A 16,406-nucleotide genomic window follows, 5' to 3' on the forward strand; every position below is an offset into this window, starting at 1 on the left:
GACCGTACGTTCGTGGTGGCGCGCCGCGGTGAACTACGACAGTATCGAGCGAACCAAGTCCAGCAAGACGGGAGCCTGCTCGAGAATGAGGACCAGGCCCAGCGAAATCATGACGATGCCGCTGAACAGAGTGATGAAGCGGGCTGCCGTCGGGCGCTGACGCAGCAGGACTTTGGCACCAAAAGCAACACCTGCGTAGATGAACACCGTGAGCACCATGTGGCTAGTGCCCAAGATGGCCGTCTGAAGCGGCACCGGAAGCGGTGCATCGGCGTGGATGAACTGTGGGATGAGGGCTAGGTAGAGCAGCAGGGCCTTGGGATTAGTCCCGCTGGTACCCAAACCACGGACGAAGGCCCGGCCAAAGAAGCGATCTTGATGTTTTGAGACAGTTTGAGCAGGAACGCGGGTCAGGACCATGGTGTCGGTGCGACCGAGGGTGTCGGGTACTGGAACATTGGTCGACATGGCGCTGGGGCGTTCTCGATTCACCGCTGCATCGGCCGAGAACCCGGCCTTTCGCCATGACCTGCAGGTGCCGATTCCTAGCCAGATCAGGTAGGCGGCTCCACCGAGAGTGAGCCAAGTCAGTAATTGCGGCATGCTCACGATCAAGGCAGCCATTCCGGCCACGATCAGAAGTGTATGGAAAACATAACCGGCACCGAGCCCCACAATGGCGGAGGACATGCGGTATCGACCCAGCCCAGCGGCGATAGCGTAGGCCCAGTCGGCGCCTGGTGTCATTGCTAGCGCGAATGAGACTGCCAAGAAGCCAAGTATGGCGTTCAGTTCCATGATGGATCACTTTCTTCGTTTGAATCTACCGGCAAGTTTAGGAAGAAAATGACGAAATGTGCTTGCCTGTTCTCGCATAAAAATTCACAATCGAGCAAGATATAAGTTGATACAGTAAGTACTGTGCAAGAATCTTGCTTCGGCAATGGGACGTGCTTGAAAATCTATGGATGGATGCCCGCCAATGGACGGAATGGACCGAGCTATGCTGCGTCGACTGCAGGACGACGGCAGAATGACCGCCACTGCTCTGGCCGAAGGCGTGGGGTTGACGCTCGCTCCGTGCCACAGGCGGCTGCGCGAGTTGGAAAACAGCGGTGTCATTCGTGGGTATCGGGTGGATGTCGATCCGGCCAAGGTGGGGCTTGGATTCGAGGCCTTGGTGTTTGTGACACTCAAGGACCGCCTGAGCCTGAAGCCCTTTGAAGAAGAAGTCGCTGAAATTGGTCCGATTATTGACGCCCAGCGGCTCTTTGGCGACCCTGACTTCCTGCTCCGCGTTATGGCCGAAGACCTACCGGCCTACCAACGTTTTTATGACGACGTTCTGGTGGGGTTACCCGGCGTGGAGAAGCTCACCAGCACGATCGTTATGAAGAGCATTAAGTCTGGTGGCCGGCTCCCGATCTAACTACGCATCGACACAAAAAAGCGGCACACGCCAGGGAATTCTGGTGTGTGCCGCTTTTATTTGGTGCCCCCGACGCGATTCGAACGCGTGACCTAGAGATTAGAAGGCTCTTGCTCTATCCATCTGAGCTACGGGGGCGGCACAAGAATCATAGCCCAAACCGGCCGGTCACTCATATTTCACCCTTGGCGATACTCTGATATGAAGGGTGGCGAAGGGGTGAAAGCAATTACTCACGACGTATGATGAAAGAGTCAACTTTGCGTGTCATCTACCGCAGAATCACCTGCCAGCCCGCCACCAAGAAAACGAGAGGATGCCGTGCCGAACCAATCTCGAGAAATATCCATCGCTCCACCATCGACGAACCATATGACATGGAGAAACTCGATTTTCGGCATCTTCTTTTTGTGCGGCTTTGTGTTCGCAACTTGGGTGGCACGGCTTCCGGCAGTACGCGAACAGCTTGAGCTCTCCACCGCAGATGTTGGAGTCCTACTCTTTTCGATGGCAGTCGGATCGATCGGCGGTCTGGCCTTCGCCCCGAGCATCTTGGCAAGATTGGGCATCCGGCGCGGCATTAGATTGGGCCTGCTAACCCTGGGCGTAGCTATGTCTCTACTGGGAGTTGCTACGGAGGCACTTGGCAGCACCGTGAGCGCCATGGCCATTCTTGTTGTCTACGGCTTCGTTTTCAGCGCGACCGACGTCATGATGAACGTTGACGGAGCTGCACTCGAACGCTCTCTGGGTAAGACGATCCTGCCCATGATGCACGCCTTCTTCAGCTTTGGGACCATCGTTGGAGCTGTTGCCGGAGCGGGCGCCGCGCGACTAGGCATCGACGTGATGCTGAACTTTGCCGGAGCCGGCGTGCTGACCATGGGGCTCGGCCTGTTCTTTGTTCGCAATGTCTCGGGCAGAGCCGCAAGCGTCGAACCATCGATCGAGAAGCCTGGGGAACACCGCTGTTGGCACCGGCGACTGACCGGGCTGATGCGTGAGGGTAACTTGTTGCTCATCGGGCTCATGGTCGCAGGACTTGCATTTGCCGAAGGCACCGCCAACGACTGGCTGACCATCGCCTCGGTGGATGACCATGGATTCAGCGAAGCAACCGGTGCGCTGGTCTTTGGAGCATTCGTGGCAGCGATGACCGTGGGCCGAGTCTTTGGTGGGCCGTTGATCGACCGGATGGGTCACAAACGCGTCCTGGTGTTTATGGGAGTGCTCGGCTTGGCAGGAATTGTCCTGTTTATTGTTGCGCCAGCTCCGTGGGCGGTATTCGCCGGAGCGGTGCTCTGGGGTCTGGGCGGCTCGCTGGGTTTCCCCGTGGGTATGAGCGTCGCCGCGGCGCATCCCACCAATGGGCCGCGACGCGTGGGGATTGTTGCCGTATTTGGCTATTCATCGATGCTCATCGGGCCGCCGGTGCTCGGCTTTCTCGGTGAACACTTTGGAGTACTGCGCGCGTTCATCTTGGTAGCAGGCATCTTGCTACTCACGCTGTTGATCACGCCCAAGGCAACTGCAGCGCCGGCTTTGCACCAGGCGCCGCAGCGCGTGAATTAGTGCCCGAAAGTCATTGGATCCGCCGGCTTATCGGCAGTGCCGTTGAGGCTATCGATAGCCAGAATTTCCTCGGCTGAAAGATTAAAAGCAAAGACATCCAAGTTCTCCGCCAAGCGACTGGGATCCGATGTCTTGGGGATTGGGACAACTCCGCGCTCGATCTGCCAGCGAAGCACTGCCTGAGCCGGGGTGACATCGTGCGCTCGTGCCGCCGCCAAGACCGGGGCTGCCTGCAGCAGATCATGCTTCCCCCGACCCAATGGTGCCCAGCCCTCGGTGAGGATACCGTGTTTGGCGTGGAAGGCGAGGCGTTCATCTTCCAGCCAAAACGGCGAGTGTTGAATTTGGTTGACGTCGGGGGCCACTCCGGTGGCTTCGATCAGTTCCTGCAGCTGCCCGGTGGTGAAATTTGAGGTTCCGATAGCGCGCACGCGTCCGCGTTTGAGCAGCTTCACCAATCCCTCCCATGCAGCCACATATTTCCCTTCCTGCGGGTTGGGCCAGTGGATCAGGAATAGGTCAAGGTATTCCACACCTAGCCGCTGGCAGCTGTGCTCCCACGCGTCCTGCACACCCTGCAACGAATGCCACTGCACGTTGAACTTTGAGGTGATAAACAGTTCCTCGCGGGGGATTGACGTTGATCCGATGCCTTCCCCGATGCCCTTCTCATTGCCGTAGTTCTCGGCGGTGTCGATCAGGCGGTATCCGGCGTCCAGGGCGTGCACGACAGCCGCACCAGCCGCAATGTCATCCAACGGCCACGTACCAAGGCCGATGGAAGGGATAAATGCGCCATTGTTGAGTTCTCGAAGTGGGACCGCTGCATGATTATCTGACATTTGGCCATGCTATGGCACCAACGAGATTCCCGATAGGGGGCCATCGCCCAGCACTCCGGAGACCGGCGCTTTGCTCAAGATGCGTACGAGCGGGCAGCACCATGAAATCGCGGACAGTTCCCCGCACGGCAACGGCCGAAAATCGCGACTCGTGATGGCAAAAGGAGTTTTCCACACCCGGTTCACGGAGCGAGGTGCTGCGCGGCAAGAAGCTTGCACACTGAGGTGATGTAGCAGGAGGTACCTGCAAACAGTCGAACATTGGAGTGCACCATGACGGACCACATTACGTTGCGCGGTGTGGTGGGAACCGAGCCCCGCCAGAACGCGGGTAGCAGCGGTACTCTCATTGCAAAATTCCGGATGGTGAGCAACGAGCGCCGCCAGGATCCCGAAACGGGGCAATGGGCCGACGTGCACAGCAATTGGTACACCGTGTCTTGTTTTCGGGCCATGGCCACCAACCTGCTCGCCAGCATCCACATGGGTGACCATGTGGTGGTCTACGGCAAGATGCAGGTGCGCGAATTTGATCGCCAGGATGGCACTCGCGGATTCAGCGTGGACATTGAGGCCATGGCGTTGGGCCATGATCTACGGTTCGGAGTCAGCCGATTCGAGCGGGTGAGGCGCGCAGGTAGTGAAGAAGGTGCCGACGGTCGAACTCACCAGACAACCGCAGCGCGTGGTCACAACGAGTCAAATGACGAGCTCGCCGAGACCGGTTGGTCGGAAGAGGAATCGGGAAAAGAAGCTGAGGCGGCCTAGCGGGTTTGCGGCATCGAACACAGCGTCAGATACCTGGTCGGCCACGGCGATTGACCGCCGTGGCCGACTCATGTGTGCAGGAACATGTGCCATCAGCCGAAACTAGTGGCGAAAATTGGGAGTAAGTCTCTATCAGGCACTAGCCTTGATGCCATGGCGGAATTCATTTACACGATGACCAAGGCTCGCAAGGCCGTTGGCGACAAAGTCATTCTTGACGATGTCAGCATGTCGTTCTACCCAGGCGCAAAAATTGGCGTGGTTGGACCGAACGGTGCGGGCAAATCAACGATCCTGAAGATCATGGCAGGGCTAGACATACCCTCCAACGGCGAGGCACGCCTCAGCCCGGGATACAGCGTAGGAATCCTCTTGCAGGAACCCCCGCTGAACGAAGAAAAGACGGTCCTGGGCAACGTCCAGGAAGGCGTCGGGGAGATCTACGAAAAGATCACCCGATACAACCAGATCTCCGAGGAGATGGCACAAGATGGTGCCGACTTCGATGCATTGCTCGAGGAAATGGGCCACCTGCAGGAAGCCATCGACACCGCCGATGCTTGGGATATCGACTCCCAGCTCGAGCAGGCCATGGATGCTCTGCAGTGCCCACCGGGAGACTCCGAGGTGACCCACCTTTCCGGTGGTGAGCGCCGTCGTGTCGCCTTGTGCAAGCTCTTGCTGCAGAAGCCGGACCTGTTGCTCCTTGATGAGCCCACTAACCACTTGGACGCCGAGTCGGTGCTGTGGCTCGAGCAGCATCTGTCCGCGTACCACGGTGCAGTTTTGGCCGTCACCCACGATAGGTACTTCCTGGACCACGTGGCCCAGTGGATCTGTGAAGTCGACCGCGGTCGCCTGCACGCCTACGAGGGTAACTACTCGGCCTACCTGGAAAAGAAGCGCGAGCGCCTCGAAGTCCAAGGCAAGAAGGACCAGAAGCTGGCCAAGCGCCTCAGCGAAGAACTCGAATGGGTTCGCTCCAACGCCAAGGGCCGCCAGACCAAGTCGAAGGCCCGTCTGGCCCGGTACGAGGAGATGGCCTCGGAGGCTGAGCGCACCCGCAAGCTGGACTTCGAAGAAATTCAGATTCCGGCCGGCCCGCGTTTGGGTTCCGTGGTGATCGAAGCAAAGAACCTGAAGAAGGGCTTCGACGATCGCGTCTTGATCGACAACCTGTCCTTCTCGCTGCCGCGTAACGGCATCGTGGGTGTCATCGGTCCCAACGGCGTCGGCAAATCAACACTGTTCAAGACCATTGTTGGCATGGAACCGATTGACTCCGGTGATCTGAAGGTCGGCGAGACCGTCAAAATTTCCTACGTTGACCAGAACCGTGGCGGCATTGACCCGGAAAAGTCGCTGTGGGAAGTTGTTTCCGAAGGGAACGACTACATCCAGGTCGGCCAGGTCGAGGTGCCCTCACGCGCCTACGTCTCGGCTTTCGGCTTCAAGGGACCGGACCAGCAGAAGAAGGCTGGTGTGCTTTCCGGTGGTGAGCGTAACCGCCTGAACCTGGCACTGACCCTCAAGCAGGGCGGCAACTTGCTGCTCCTCGATGAGCCAACTAACGACCTGGACGTGGAAACGCTCGGTTCCTTGGAAAACGCGCTGCTTGAATTCCCCGGTTGCGCCGTGGTCGTCTCGCACGATCGCTGGTTCCTTGACCGAGTTTCCACCCACATCCTTGCCTATGAGGGCACCGATGAGGACCCGGCGAACTGGTACTGGTTCGAGGGCAACTTCGAATCTTACGAGGCCAACAAGATCGAGCGCATGGGCCCGGAAGCTGCGAAGCCGCACCGCGTCACCCACCGTCGCCTGACCCGCGACTAGCATTTACTGCTAGATATGGGTGAGGGGGTTGGTGGTTTGGATGAATTTCATCCAAACCACCAACCCCCTCTTTTGTTGTGGTTCTCGGAGCGCTGCGGTTACTTTTCGCGCGGAAGACGAACCATTCCCTCTTGGGCGACGGTGGCTACGAGCTCTCCTGCGCGGTTGAAGATTCGACCGGTCGACAGGCCGCGAGCTCCCGAAGCACTGGGGGACTCCTGAACGTAGAGCAACCATTCATCAACTCGGCAGGGACGGTGCCACCACATGGCGTGGTCAAGGCTGGCTACCGACATGCCCGGGGCCATCCAACTAATTCCGTGTCGGCGCAGGATGGGTTCAAGCAGCGTGTAGTCGCTGGCATAGGCCAACGCCGCGCGGTGCATGGCGGCATCCTCCGGCATGGGTGCGGTGGTCTTCATCCAGACGGCGTTGACGGCTAAACGCTCCTTGGCACCCCGCAAAAACAACGGCTGGCTGATGTAGCGAATATCAAAGGGTCGCCCGTACGCAAGTTCCTGAGCCATCGGGTGATCGATGTCCCCGAGGAGATCCGCGGTGGTGGGCAGCGACTCGGGATCCGGCACGCCCTCGGGCATGGTGTCCTGATGATCCAAACCCTCCGCGTGCGTCTGGAAGGAAGCGATCATCGAGAGGATCGGCACCCCCTCCTGATAGGCATGCACCCGGCGGGCCGAAAAAGATCGTCCATCACGCAGGCGCTGCACACCAAAGGTGATGGGGAGGCTTGCATCTCCGGCACGCAGGAAGTATCCGTGCATGGAGTGGATGGTGCGGTCATCCTCGACCGTTTTGGACGCGGCGATGATTGACTGACCCAGCACCTGGCCACCGAATACCCGTTCGCGTGCCTGCGGTGGGGTGTGGCCGACGAAGATATCCTCGTCGGTGCGTGCATCGGGATCCCCGCTGAGATTCAGCAGCTGGATCAGCTTCTGAGTTTCCGAAAGGTTGGTGCTCACGGTGGTGCTCCTTGGTACGCGAATATTGATCTGGTAAGACACTATCGCCCCCGCGCTCCGAATGCCGTATCTCGCGTGGGGGGCGCATTGATCCCCAGCGTGCCCGACGTGGAAAGATGGGTGGTATGGCTAGTGAAACCGTTGTATTTGAGGATCAGGAAACCGTTGCGGACCTGAGCACCTTCTTTTCCCGTGCGCGTTCGATCGAGGACGGTGCGGCGATGTTGCAGGCCAGTGGCACCGCGCTGGCAATCTATGTCCCGGTGCTCTATCCGGAGTTCCTGGGGGATGCGGTTCCCACCGTGTTGGGGATGCGCGCGGTACGCCTGAGTCAGGCAGCCGATGCCCAGGGAACCTACGCCATTGGCGCGCTCACCGACCGCTTGGCGCGAATGGACGGTGCCTCGCGAGAATTATCCGTACCCCCCGCCGAGCTCAGCGCCTCGTGGGCCGGGCGTAGTGTGCCGCTCTCCGGCTGGGAGAAGCGTGAAACCATCGCCGATGACGTCCTGCTGGCCGAGGCCCTGCGGGGGATTGGGGTGGTGGCTCAGGCGCTGCCGGAGAACGCTGGCAAGCCGGTATTAAAAACCGTGCGTGCCCGCATCTGGTCCTCCCCACTTAATGGCACCCAAACGCCGATGCCGCTGGGCATGGCCTTCGGCGCCCACGCTCTGGGATTCCTGCGCGCGGGCGCGACATCAAGCGTCTATGCTTCCGCGGGTTGGCTGCGGCTGAGCAGCACCGGCGGGCACATGCTGGTGCGCCAGGGCGGGGTACTGGGCTAGAGATCGGCCCCGGCTCTCCCGGGTGAGCCGTCCCGGAGCTTTAGTCCGAGTCGTTCAGTCCGGGGCGTTCATCAGGGAGTGGGCGGCGCGGTCGAAGTAATCCCACAGCGTCGCTTCTTGCAGGGGCGGCAGCTCCAAGGAATCAACGGCCGTGCGCATGTGGCGCAGCCAGACATCGCGGTTGTGCGAATTGATCGTGTAGGGCGCGTGGCGCATGCGCAGGCGCGGGTGGCCGCGGCGCTCGGAATAGGTACCGGGTCCACCCCAGTACTGTTCCAAAAATAGCTGCAGGCGCATCGTGGCAGGGCGCAGATCCGTTTCCGGGTACATGGCACGGAATTCGGCATCGGCCCCCACGGATTCGTAGAACTTTTCCGCCAACTTGGCGAAGGTCTCACGCCCGCCGACCTGCGCATAAAAGCTGCCCTCATACAATGCGGGATCATGCTCGTCGCCGGGTGTTAAGCGGCCCTCGGGCAGATCCGAGCTCAGCGATGCACCGACCTGACGCACCGGCAAAAGCACCGGTTCGTGGGCGGAAGTAGGCTCCGGGGTTGGCTCGTTCACGTGTGTGTCCTTTCATTCTCCGGCGGTGCGCCGGAGGGTGGGGCAATACGGCCCATTATCCCGCGTTTGGTGTGGCCCGTGGGTCGACTTTCGCCCTCGGCGTCAGTGTTGGGAAGGTGGTGGGGGTAGCGGTCCCAGGTGCTTGAGCGCCTCGCGCAGCGCGAGTGGGCTCATCACCGTGTGCTGTTCGGCGATCCACCCGCGGACCCAATCGGGGTCTGTCTTGGCATACTGGCGCAACGCCCAGCCCATGGCCTTGCGGATAAAAAACTCGGGATCCTCCAGATTGGCGCGCAAGACCTCGTCAAGTAGCTCGGTATCCGTTGCCGTGCCCAGATGCAGCTGAGCGATCATGGACATCCGACGCTTCCACATGAACGGATCGGTGGACCACTCGCGCAGCAGGGAGGACATGGGCTCGGGATGCGCGCGCAGCAGCAATCCAAAATGTCGTGATAACCCATCAACGATGTCCCACCACGCCCCGGTGATGATCATCCGCTCATACAGCGGCAGGAACTCTAACTTGCCGCGGCACGGTGTGCTCGCGCAGATTTCCTGCACGGCGTACCAATGCTCACGATGGGTGGCACCTTCCCAGATCTCCGTTGCCAAATCCAGCAGGTTCGCCGGGCCGGGGGTGTCCCTGGCCAGCTCACGGGCGATGCGCCGCACCGTGGGTACGGGGACACCGATAAATGGTTGTTCGGTCTTCATGTAGGCGGCGGCCGCCGCGGCCTTGCCCTCGATGGCTTGGGGCGCCAGCGCAGCATTCAGCCGCTCGATGGCCGGGGAATACTCAAAGGCCGGTGCCATCGTTCAGCGTTTGGTGGAAACAGGAAGCGTGGGTTCATGGTGCACGGGGAAATTCACGCTGCGCGCAATGAAGCAGACCGAGTTGGCTTCCTCGTGCAATGAATCGGCCAGTGCCCGCTGAGACTCATCCTGCAAAACCACACGAGGGGTGAGTGTCACCTCGAGGAATTCGCCACTGCCATCGCGGTTCAGTCGCAGCGTGCCACGTGCTTCATCGTCATAACCGGTGACCACCACGTGGCGCTTCACCGCGATGTGCAGGTAGGAGAGCATATGACACTGCGACAGGGCAGTGAGGAGCAACTGTTCGGGGTTCCAACGATCCTTGTCCCCATGGAACGTCGGGTCTGCGGTACCCGCAAGATCCGGCAGCCCGGGGGCACTGATCACGTGGTCGCGGCCGTAACCGCGATAGCTGGCGGTGCCCGCTCCGCGGTTTCCTGTCCACGAAAGGGAGATGGAGTAGTTGTGTAGGGCCAGGTTCATGAATCCATTCTCGGTCATGCCCCACGCTGGCGCACAACCGCCCGGCGGTTTAAGGGGATAACGCCGGGCCGCGGAAGTAAAACGCGGCCCGGCGCTCGTGGCAAAAACGCCCCGGTTCCTCCCTAGACGTCGGCCCTTTGTGCTGCCAGAGAGCGCACCACCGAATCGCGAGCCTCGGTGACCAATCGGCGCAGTGCGGGGGAGTCGGAACCCAGGGTGTTCAGGAACGCATCGCTGGCATCCAACGTCGCCTCAGAAACTTGCGCGGCAGGGAAGAGGCCGACGATGATCTGCTGAGCGATCTCGTGGCTCTTGGACTCCCAGATGCCGCGCGCCGCGGCAAAGTAGCTCTGCACATACTCGGAGAGCAGTGCCGCATCGTGCACGCGGTTAAACCCGGTGATCGCCGCCCGCTGTTCCAGGTTGGACAGTTCCCCGCCCAGAATCCCAGCCCAGGCGCTGGCCTTGGCCTCGCTACTGGGGATCGCTGCCTTGGCGGTATGAGCGGCGAGCGAACCGTTGGCGGTGTTATCACGTGCCAATTCCGCGTTGATTTCCGCCTCGGTGGCCCGGGAACCGGCGGCCAGTGAGGTCAGCAGCTCCCAACGCAGATCGGTGTCGATGCTCAGACCATCCAAGACCAGCTCTCCGGCCAGCAGGGACGCCACCACGTCCAACTGCTCCGCGGAGTTGGCCCGTTGGGCAAAGGCCTTGGTGAACTGCAGCTGGGAGTCCGAACCGGCGGCGGCACCGCGTGCCAGCGCCCAGAGGCTCTGCGCGGCCCGCGTCGATGTTTGCGCTGCCACCTCGGGGTTAACATAGTAATCCAGGGCGGTATTCAGCTGGCGCAGCAGCACCATGACCACCGAGGAATCCGATTCGTGGGCGATGTTTTTCAGCACCAGCTCGACGTAGGCGCGGGCCGGGGTCTCGGCATCGCGCACCGCGTCCCATGCGGCTCCCCAGACCAGGGTGCGCGGCAGGGAGTGGGCGAAGTCCTTCAGGTGCTCGGTGGCGGTGGCCAGGGAGAGCTCATCAAGCCGAATCTTGGCGTAGGCCAGGTCATCGTCGTTCACCAGCACCAACGCGGGGCGCTGGCGTCCCAGCAGGGTCGGGACCTCGGTGCGCACACCCGCCACGTCGAGTTCTTCGCGGTGTACCCGGACCAGCGATCCGCTCTCATCAAGGTCGTAGAAACCCACGGCCAGGCGATGCGGGCGGATCGTGGGGTACGCCTCGATGGCGCTCTGGGTGATGGCGAAGGACGTGATCACTCCGGATTCGTCGGTATCGATCACCGCGCGCAGGGTATTGACGCCCGCGGTTTCCAGCCATGCGGCCGACCAGGCCGAGAGGTCGCGGCCCGAGGCGGCCTCCAGCTCACGCATCAAATCCGGAAGTTCGGTATTGCTCCACGCGTGCTTGGCGAAGTAGCTTCGCACGCCAGCCATGAACTGCTCCTGGCCCACCCAGGCGACCAACTGGCGCAGAACCGAGGCACCCTTGGCGTAGGTGATGCCGTCGAAGTTCACCTGCACGTCTTCCAGATCGTTGATCTGCGCGACGATCGGGTGGGTGGAGGGCAGCTGGTCCTGACGGTACGCCCAGTTCTTCTCCATGATGTTAAAGGTGGTCCACGCGGAGGTGAATTCGGTGTTCTGCGCCGCGGCGAGTGTTGACATGAACTCGGCAAAGGACTCGTTCAACCACAGATCGTTCCACCAGCGCATGGTCACCAGATCGCCGAACCACATGTGAGCCAGTTCGTGCAGCACCGTGATGGCGCGGCGTTCAACCATGGCGTCGGTGGGCCGCGAGCGGAAGACGTAGGACTCCAGGAAGGTGACGGCACCGGCATTTTCCATCGCCCCGGCGTTAAACTCGGGCACAAAGAGCTGGTCGTACTTCTCAAAGGGGTAGGGCGTGCCGAACTGTTCCTCGAAGAACTCGAAGCCCTGGCGGGTCAGGGTGAAAATATTCTCCGCGTCCAGGTGTTCCATGAGCGAGGCGCGGGCAAAAACACCCAGCGGGATGACCCGGCCATCGCTGCTGGTCAGCTCGGAACGCACGGCCTTGTACGGGCCGGCGATGAGCGCGGTGATGTAGGAGGAGATGGGTGCGGTGGGGGCAAAGGCCCACGTTGTGGCGCCGGGGTGCGCGGGCACCGGCACCGGGGTGGTGGCGTTGGAAATGACGTCCCAGTGTTCCGGCGCGGTGATGGTGAAGGCGAAGGTGGCCTTCAAGTCTGGCTGTTCAAAAACGGCGAACATGCGACGAGCATCCGGAACCTCAAATTGCGAGTAGAGGTAGACCTCGGAATCCACGGGGTCAACAAAGCGGTGCAGGCCCTCGCCGGTGTTCATGTACAACGCATCGGCGTCGATCACCAGGGTATTTTCCGCCGCCAGATCCGAGAGACTGATGCGTACCCCGTCCGATACCTTGGCCGGATCCAGCTCGGTCCCGTTCAGGGTCACGGAGCGGACGGCGGCCGTTACGGCGTCGATGAAGGTGCTGCTGCCGGCGGTGGCGGAGAAACGTACCGTGGTCCGGGAACCGAAGATGGTGTCGGAAACGGTCAAATTCAGCTCGACATCGTAGGAGTGCACGGTGATCAGTGCGGCCCGGGCGCGGGCCTCTTCGCGAGTGAGGTTCATTCCTGGCATGGTCTGACGTGCCTTTCGATGGTTGCCGGTCTGCAATAACTGTTTTTTGCTGCACGCGCTAGTGGGCGGGCACCATGGGGATGCACCGGTAGCGGGGAATGTGAAACAAACCTTGAACAGTGTGCCCATTCTCTCACCAACACCCCTCGGTGTCGCAAGTGGCGAAGTGCTGGTTGGATAGATGACATGGTTATGGGCGTGGTTTTGCTGGGGTATGGCGCGATCGGTCGGGCGGTTCACCGCTCGCTGGCCGAGCATCACGAGGATGTTGAGGTGCTGCGCATCGTGGACCGCGCGGTCCTGGAGAGCGGCGCACAGAATGCCGCAACGGCCCTTAGCGAGGCGATCGCTGGCGCACGGCTGGTGGTCGAGTGCGCTTCGCCCGCCGCCGTGCGCAGCTACGGCCCGGGCATCATCGGTTCCGGGACCGATCTCCTGGTGGCCTCCCTCGGGGCGCTGGTTGACCCCCGGCTGGCTCAGAGGTTGTTGCACGATGGGCCCGGGCGTTGTTACCTATCCACCGGAGCCATCGGGGGACTGGACCTGATCCGCGCCACGGCAGCAACGATCCAGGAGATTACCCTGTGTACGCGTAAGGCGCCGCTGGCCCTGCTGCACCCCGGCCTTCCCGAGCAGCTTCGCGCGCTGCTCGCCGGGATGCGGCCAGAACATGGCCCAGAGCAGGTCTTTAGTGGCAGCGTTGCCGACGCCATCCACCTGTTTCCTTCCAACATCAACGTCGCCGCAGCCCTGGGTTTGGCCGCGGGGAATATGGATCGGGTGCGAGTGCAGATCATCGCCGATCCGACCGCCCTCAGTACCACCCACGGCATTAACGTCCACACCACTAGCGGGCACTATAGTTTCGAGATTTCCAACGTTCCCGATCCCGCCAACCCCGCCACCAGCGCCCTGACCGCGCGCTCGATGGTCTCCGGAGTGCTGCGCCTGGCGGGCCGCGGGCCGCACTTCATCTAGGGCGAGAGGAATGAAACCCATTCAATGTTCTGGATAGGCTGTGGGTAAAACCAACTATCCACAACAAGCAGGGGGACCAAGCCCACCATGAGCGCACTATCGCATCGACCGGCACCGTCATCCGCCCCACGATCGTGGCCACTGTGCCTGGGCACCATGGCCGTGATGCTGGTGGTGCACCTGGGCAGTACGGCCCTCTGGCACCAGCGGCTGCCCGATCCGCTGGCCACCCACTGGAACGGTGCTCTGGTGGCCGATGGGGCAGGCGGCATCCTCACGCACCTGTTGGCCGGCAGCTTCGTCCTGGTGTTGCTCGGGATCCTCATGCCCTTCAGCGCCCGTTCGGCCACGGGTTCGCGCACCGGTGCACCACTGCTGGTGGGCCTGGGCAATGCCCTGCTGGTGATCATCGGCGGCATGCTGCTCTCCGGTCTCATCGGGCAACTTGACGCACCGGAGGCGCTGGGCACCAGCATGGATCTTCGCGTGCTGATCTCCGTCCTGCTACTGGGGATCGGCTGGGGTGTGGCCTCCGCCGTCCTGGTTCGCGCGGCGCTACCCGCAGAACCAGCCATGACCGAGCATCTGCTCGGAGAGCCGGCGGCTGCCAACGCGGCCGCCGGGACGGTGTTTACTCCGGGTACCGTCATCAGCTCCACCGTGCGGATGCCCAAGGTGCTGGTGCTGGTACTCGGCGCACTCATTGCCGCGCTGCTGGTCTTCACCTTCACCACCCGCGCCGAGGGCTCGTTGGTCAATTGGTCGCTGCTCCCAGCCGCCGTCATCGTGCTGCTGGCTTCGGTGCTCTTCCTGAGCGGACGCGTGGTGGTTGATGAGCAAGGCATCCGCGTCTACGGTGGTGGCCTTGTCAAGCTGCTGCACGTGCGCCCGGAGCACTTGTTAAGTGCCGAACACCGGGACATCAGCCCGTCCGAATTCGGTGGCTGGGGTCTGCGCATCAGCGGTGCGGGAGTGGCCTTCATTACCGGGGCCGGACCGGGAGTCATTGTGCAGCGCAAACGCGGGGCGGCGCGCATCTATTCGGTAGCCACCACCGAAGACGCACAGAAGATGGCGCTGGCACTGAACTCATTAAGAACCACCAAACCCCTCTAGTTGTCATCGACTTCGTACCACGGCGCGCCCGGGGCTAGGCTGGTTTCTGCACCACACCCCCTCCATGCCTAAGGACACCACTCATGCGCGTTCACATTGCCACCGATCACGCGGGCCTCGAGCTCAGCGCCCACCTCATCAACCACCTGCGCTCCAAGGGCTTTGACATGGTTGACCACGGGCCGGCGGCTTACGACGCCGAAGATGACTACCCGTCCTTCTGCATCAACGCGGCCCTAGCCGTGGTGGCCGACCAGGACGCTGGTCTGGACTCGCTCGGTATCGTGCTGGGCGGATCGGGCAACGGCGAGCAGATCGCTGCCAACAAGGTGGCCGGCATTCGTGCCGCCCTCGCCTGGAATCTGGACACCGCCCGACTGGCCCGCGAACACAACAACGCCAACGTTGTTGCCGTCGGCGGGCGCCAGCACTCCCTGGAGGAAGCCACGGCCATCATCGAGGCATTCCTCGCCGAGCCCTTCTCCAACGTTGAACGCCACATTCGCCGCATCTCCAAGATCGCCACCTACGAAACCACCGGCGAGGTTGTGGCCTAAGTCAAGGTCAACCGCCCACCATGCCCGAAGGCCACTCGGTACACCGCCTGTCCCGCCAATTTGACGACGTCTTTGGCGGGCAGGTCCTCACTATCTCCTCCCCGCAGGGCCGATTTGCGCCTGCGGCTGCCCTGATTGACGGTCAACGACTGATCAGCTCCCGGGCCCACGGAAAGCAGCTGTTTCTCGGGTTCGGAAACGACCTGGTATTGCGGGTGCATCTGGGCCTCTATGGCGCCTGGAGTTTCGGCGGGGACGAGCATTTCTCCGGCGCCTCCTCGATTGGTGCCCCGCGCAAGGTGGGGGAGCGGGAGCAGGGCCCCGCTGCCGCGCCCGGTCCCTACAGCGGTCCGCCGGAGCCGGTGGGGATGGTGCGCGCCAGATTAGTCTCCGCCCACGGCTGGGCCGACCTGCGTGGCCCCAGTGCCTGTGAGGTCCTCACCGTCGAGCAGGCACTGGCCGTGCGCGCCAAGCTGGGCCCGGATCCGCTGGTGGCAGCGGCCGGGGAATTTGAGCTGAGCAAGGGGCGGGGAAGTGCCCAGGCGCATCAAGCCGATGCCCGAACCGCCCGCAGGGACTTCGTGGCACGCCTGAGCCGCAAGCGCACCCCCATCGGAACCACGCTCATGGATCAGGGCGTGCTGGCCGGAGTGGGAAATATCTACCGGGCCGAGGCCCTGTTCCGACGAGGAATTGACCCCTTCATGGTGGCCAGCGAGCTGTCGGTGCGCGCGGCGGGGATGCTGTGGGATGACATCGCAGAAATTATGTCCGATGGCGTTCGCGACGGAAAGATCATCACCACCCGCGTGAACGATCGTGGTCCCGGGGACCTCTGGCCGGATAACGCCTACTACACCTACCAGCGTCAGGGCCGCGGGTGCAGGTTATGCTCCGCCACCATCGCGCTGGCGGAGGTTGGCGGTCGCAAGCTCTACTGGTGCCCCGGCTGCCAACGGGTAAAGCCGAGCCGTCCCTGACCTCGCACGATCACGTGAATCGGGA

16 protein-coding genes and 1 tRNA gene are annotated in these 16,406 nt (G+C 61.8%); 9 read left to right on the forward strand and 8 right to left on the reverse strand.

Features of this window, described 5'->3' with window-relative positions:
* Positions 1–33 precede the first annotated feature (33 nt).
* The gene (locus KUF55_RS07680; protein ID WP_218818485.1) at positions 34–798 is read right to left on the reverse strand and encodes a LysE family translocator; all 765 of its coding nucleotides are present in this window, start codon (positions 796–798) and stop codon (positions 34–36) included.
* Between the two features lie 184 nt (positions 799–982).
* Here KUF55_RS07680 and KUF55_RS07685 point away from each other — a divergent pair, with 184 nt between their 5' ends.
* Positions 983–1,429, forward strand: coding sequence for an Lrp/AsnC family transcriptional regulator (locus KUF55_RS07685; RefSeq protein WP_132363431.1), 447 nt, complete (start codon positions 983–985; stop codon positions 1,427–1,429).
* A 61-nt stretch (positions 1,430–1,490) separates the two neighbouring features.
* On the opposite strand, the gene KUF55_RS07690 is transcribed toward KUF55_RS07685, so the two are convergent.
* Positions 1,491–1,567, reverse strand: a tRNA-Arg gene (locus KUF55_RS07690).
* A 282-nt stretch (positions 1,568–1,849) separates the two neighbouring features.
* Between KUF55_RS07690 and KUF55_RS07695 the strand changes: the two genes are divergently transcribed.
* Positions 1,850–3,001, forward strand: a complete 1,152-nt coding sequence (locus KUF55_RS07695) for an MFS transporter (protein ID WP_218818486.1) — start codon at positions 1,850–1,852, stop codon at positions 2,999–3,001.
* On the opposite strand, the gene KUF55_RS07700 is transcribed toward KUF55_RS07695, so the two are convergent.
* On the reverse strand, positions 2,998–3,843 hold the full coding sequence (locus KUF55_RS07700; protein WP_218818487.1) for an aldo/keto reductase: 846 nt from the start codon (positions 3,841–3,843) through the stop codon (positions 2,998–3,000). The two genes, KUF55_RS07695 and KUF55_RS07700, sit on opposite strands and share 4 nt — an antisense overlap.
* Before the next feature lie 273 nt (positions 3,844–4,116).
* Here KUF55_RS07700 and KUF55_RS07705 point away from each other — a divergent pair, with 273 nt between their 5' ends.
* Both KUF55_RS07705 and ettA read left to right on the forward strand, forming a co-directional pair.
* Positions 4,117–4,611: a single-stranded DNA-binding protein gene (locus KUF55_RS07705; protein ID WP_218818488.1), complete on the forward strand. Its 495-nt coding sequence runs from the start codon at positions 4,117–4,119 to the stop codon at positions 4,609–4,611.
* Between the two features lie 153 nt (positions 4,612–4,764).
* Positions 4,765–6,447 carry an energy-dependent translational throttle protein EttA gene (gene ettA / locus KUF55_RS07710; protein ID WP_132363439.1) on the forward strand — a complete coding sequence of 561 codons (1,683 nt, stop codon included), beginning with the start codon at positions 4,765–4,767 and terminating at the stop codon, positions 6,445–6,447.
* A gap of 98 nt (positions 6,448–6,545) precedes the next feature.
* Here the strand turns inward: ettA and KUF55_RS07715 are convergent, their stop codons facing one another.
* Positions 6,546–7,430: an acyl-CoA thioesterase II gene (locus KUF55_RS07715; protein ID WP_218818489.1), complete on the reverse strand. Its 885-nt coding sequence runs from the start codon at positions 7,428–7,430 to the stop codon at positions 6,546–6,548.
* A 125-nt stretch (positions 7,431–7,555) separates the two neighbouring features.
* On the opposite strand from KUF55_RS07715, the gene KUF55_RS07720 reads away from it, so the two are divergent.
* Entirely contained in the window at positions 7,556–8,215 is a 660-nt protein-coding gene (locus KUF55_RS07720; RefSeq protein ID WP_218818490.1) for a hypothetical protein, read from the forward strand.
* 54 nt (positions 8,216–8,269) lie between these two features.
* Here the strand turns inward: KUF55_RS07720 and KUF55_RS07725 are convergent, their stop codons facing one another.
* The 4 genes from KUF55_RS07725 to pepN form a co-directional block, all read right to left on the reverse strand.
* The gene (locus KUF55_RS07725; RefSeq protein WP_132363968.1) at positions 8,270–8,650 is read right to left on the reverse strand and encodes a globin; all 381 of its coding nucleotides are present in this window, start codon (positions 8,648–8,650) and stop codon (positions 8,270–8,272) included.
* Positions 8,651–8,884: 234 nt separating this feature from the next.
* Complete coding sequence (locus tag KUF55_RS07730) at positions 8,885–9,598, reverse strand: DNA alkylation repair protein (protein WP_218818491.1); 714 nt, start codon at positions 9,596–9,598, stop codon at positions 8,885–8,887.
* A gap of 3 nt (positions 9,599–9,601) precedes the next feature.
* On the reverse strand, positions 9,602–10,084 hold the full coding sequence (locus KUF55_RS07735; protein ID WP_218818492.1) for an OsmC family protein: 483 nt from the start codon (positions 10,082–10,084) through the stop codon (positions 9,602–9,604).
* Between the two features lie 122 nt (positions 10,085–10,206).
* Positions 10,207–12,750 (reverse strand): aminopeptidase N, encoded by a 2,544-nt coding sequence (gene pepN / locus KUF55_RS07740; protein WP_218818493.1) that lies wholly within the window; start codon positions 12,748–12,750, stop codon positions 10,207–10,209.
* A 186-nt stretch (positions 12,751–12,936) separates the two neighbouring features.
* Here pepN and KUF55_RS07745 point away from each other — a divergent pair, with 186 nt between their 5' ends.
* The 4 genes from KUF55_RS07745 to KUF55_RS07760 all read left to right on the forward strand — a co-directional run bounded on the left by KUF55_RS07745 (position 12,937) and on the right by KUF55_RS07760 (position 16,381).
* Positions 12,937–13,728: an aspartate dehydrogenase domain-containing protein gene (locus KUF55_RS07745; RefSeq protein WP_132363451.1), complete on the forward strand. Its 792-nt coding sequence runs from the start codon at positions 12,937–12,939 to the stop codon at positions 13,726–13,728.
* Between the two features lie 87 nt (positions 13,729–13,815).
* Positions 13,816–14,844: a hypothetical protein gene (locus KUF55_RS07750; RefSeq protein ID WP_218818494.1), complete on the forward strand. Its 1,029-nt coding sequence runs from the start codon at positions 13,816–13,818 to the stop codon at positions 14,842–14,844.
* 83 nt (positions 14,845–14,927) lie between these two features.
* Positions 14,928–15,401 carry a ribose-5-phosphate isomerase gene (locus KUF55_RS07755; RefSeq protein WP_132363455.1) on the forward strand — a complete coding sequence of 158 codons (474 nt, stop codon included), beginning with the start codon at positions 14,928–14,930 and terminating at the stop codon, positions 15,399–15,401.
* Positions 15,402–15,421: 20 nt separating this feature from the next.
* On the forward strand, positions 15,422–16,381 hold the full coding sequence (locus KUF55_RS07760; protein WP_218818495.1) for an Fpg/Nei family DNA glycosylase: 960 nt from the start codon (positions 15,422–15,424) through the stop codon (positions 16,379–16,381).
* Positions 16,382–16,406 lie beyond the last annotated feature (25 nt).

Origin of the sequence: Paeniglutamicibacter sp. Y32M11 (assembly GCF_019285735.1) — a bacterium.
Taxonomy (GTDB): Bacteria; Actinomycetota; Actinomycetes; order Actinomycetales; family Micrococcaceae; genus Paeniglutamicibacter.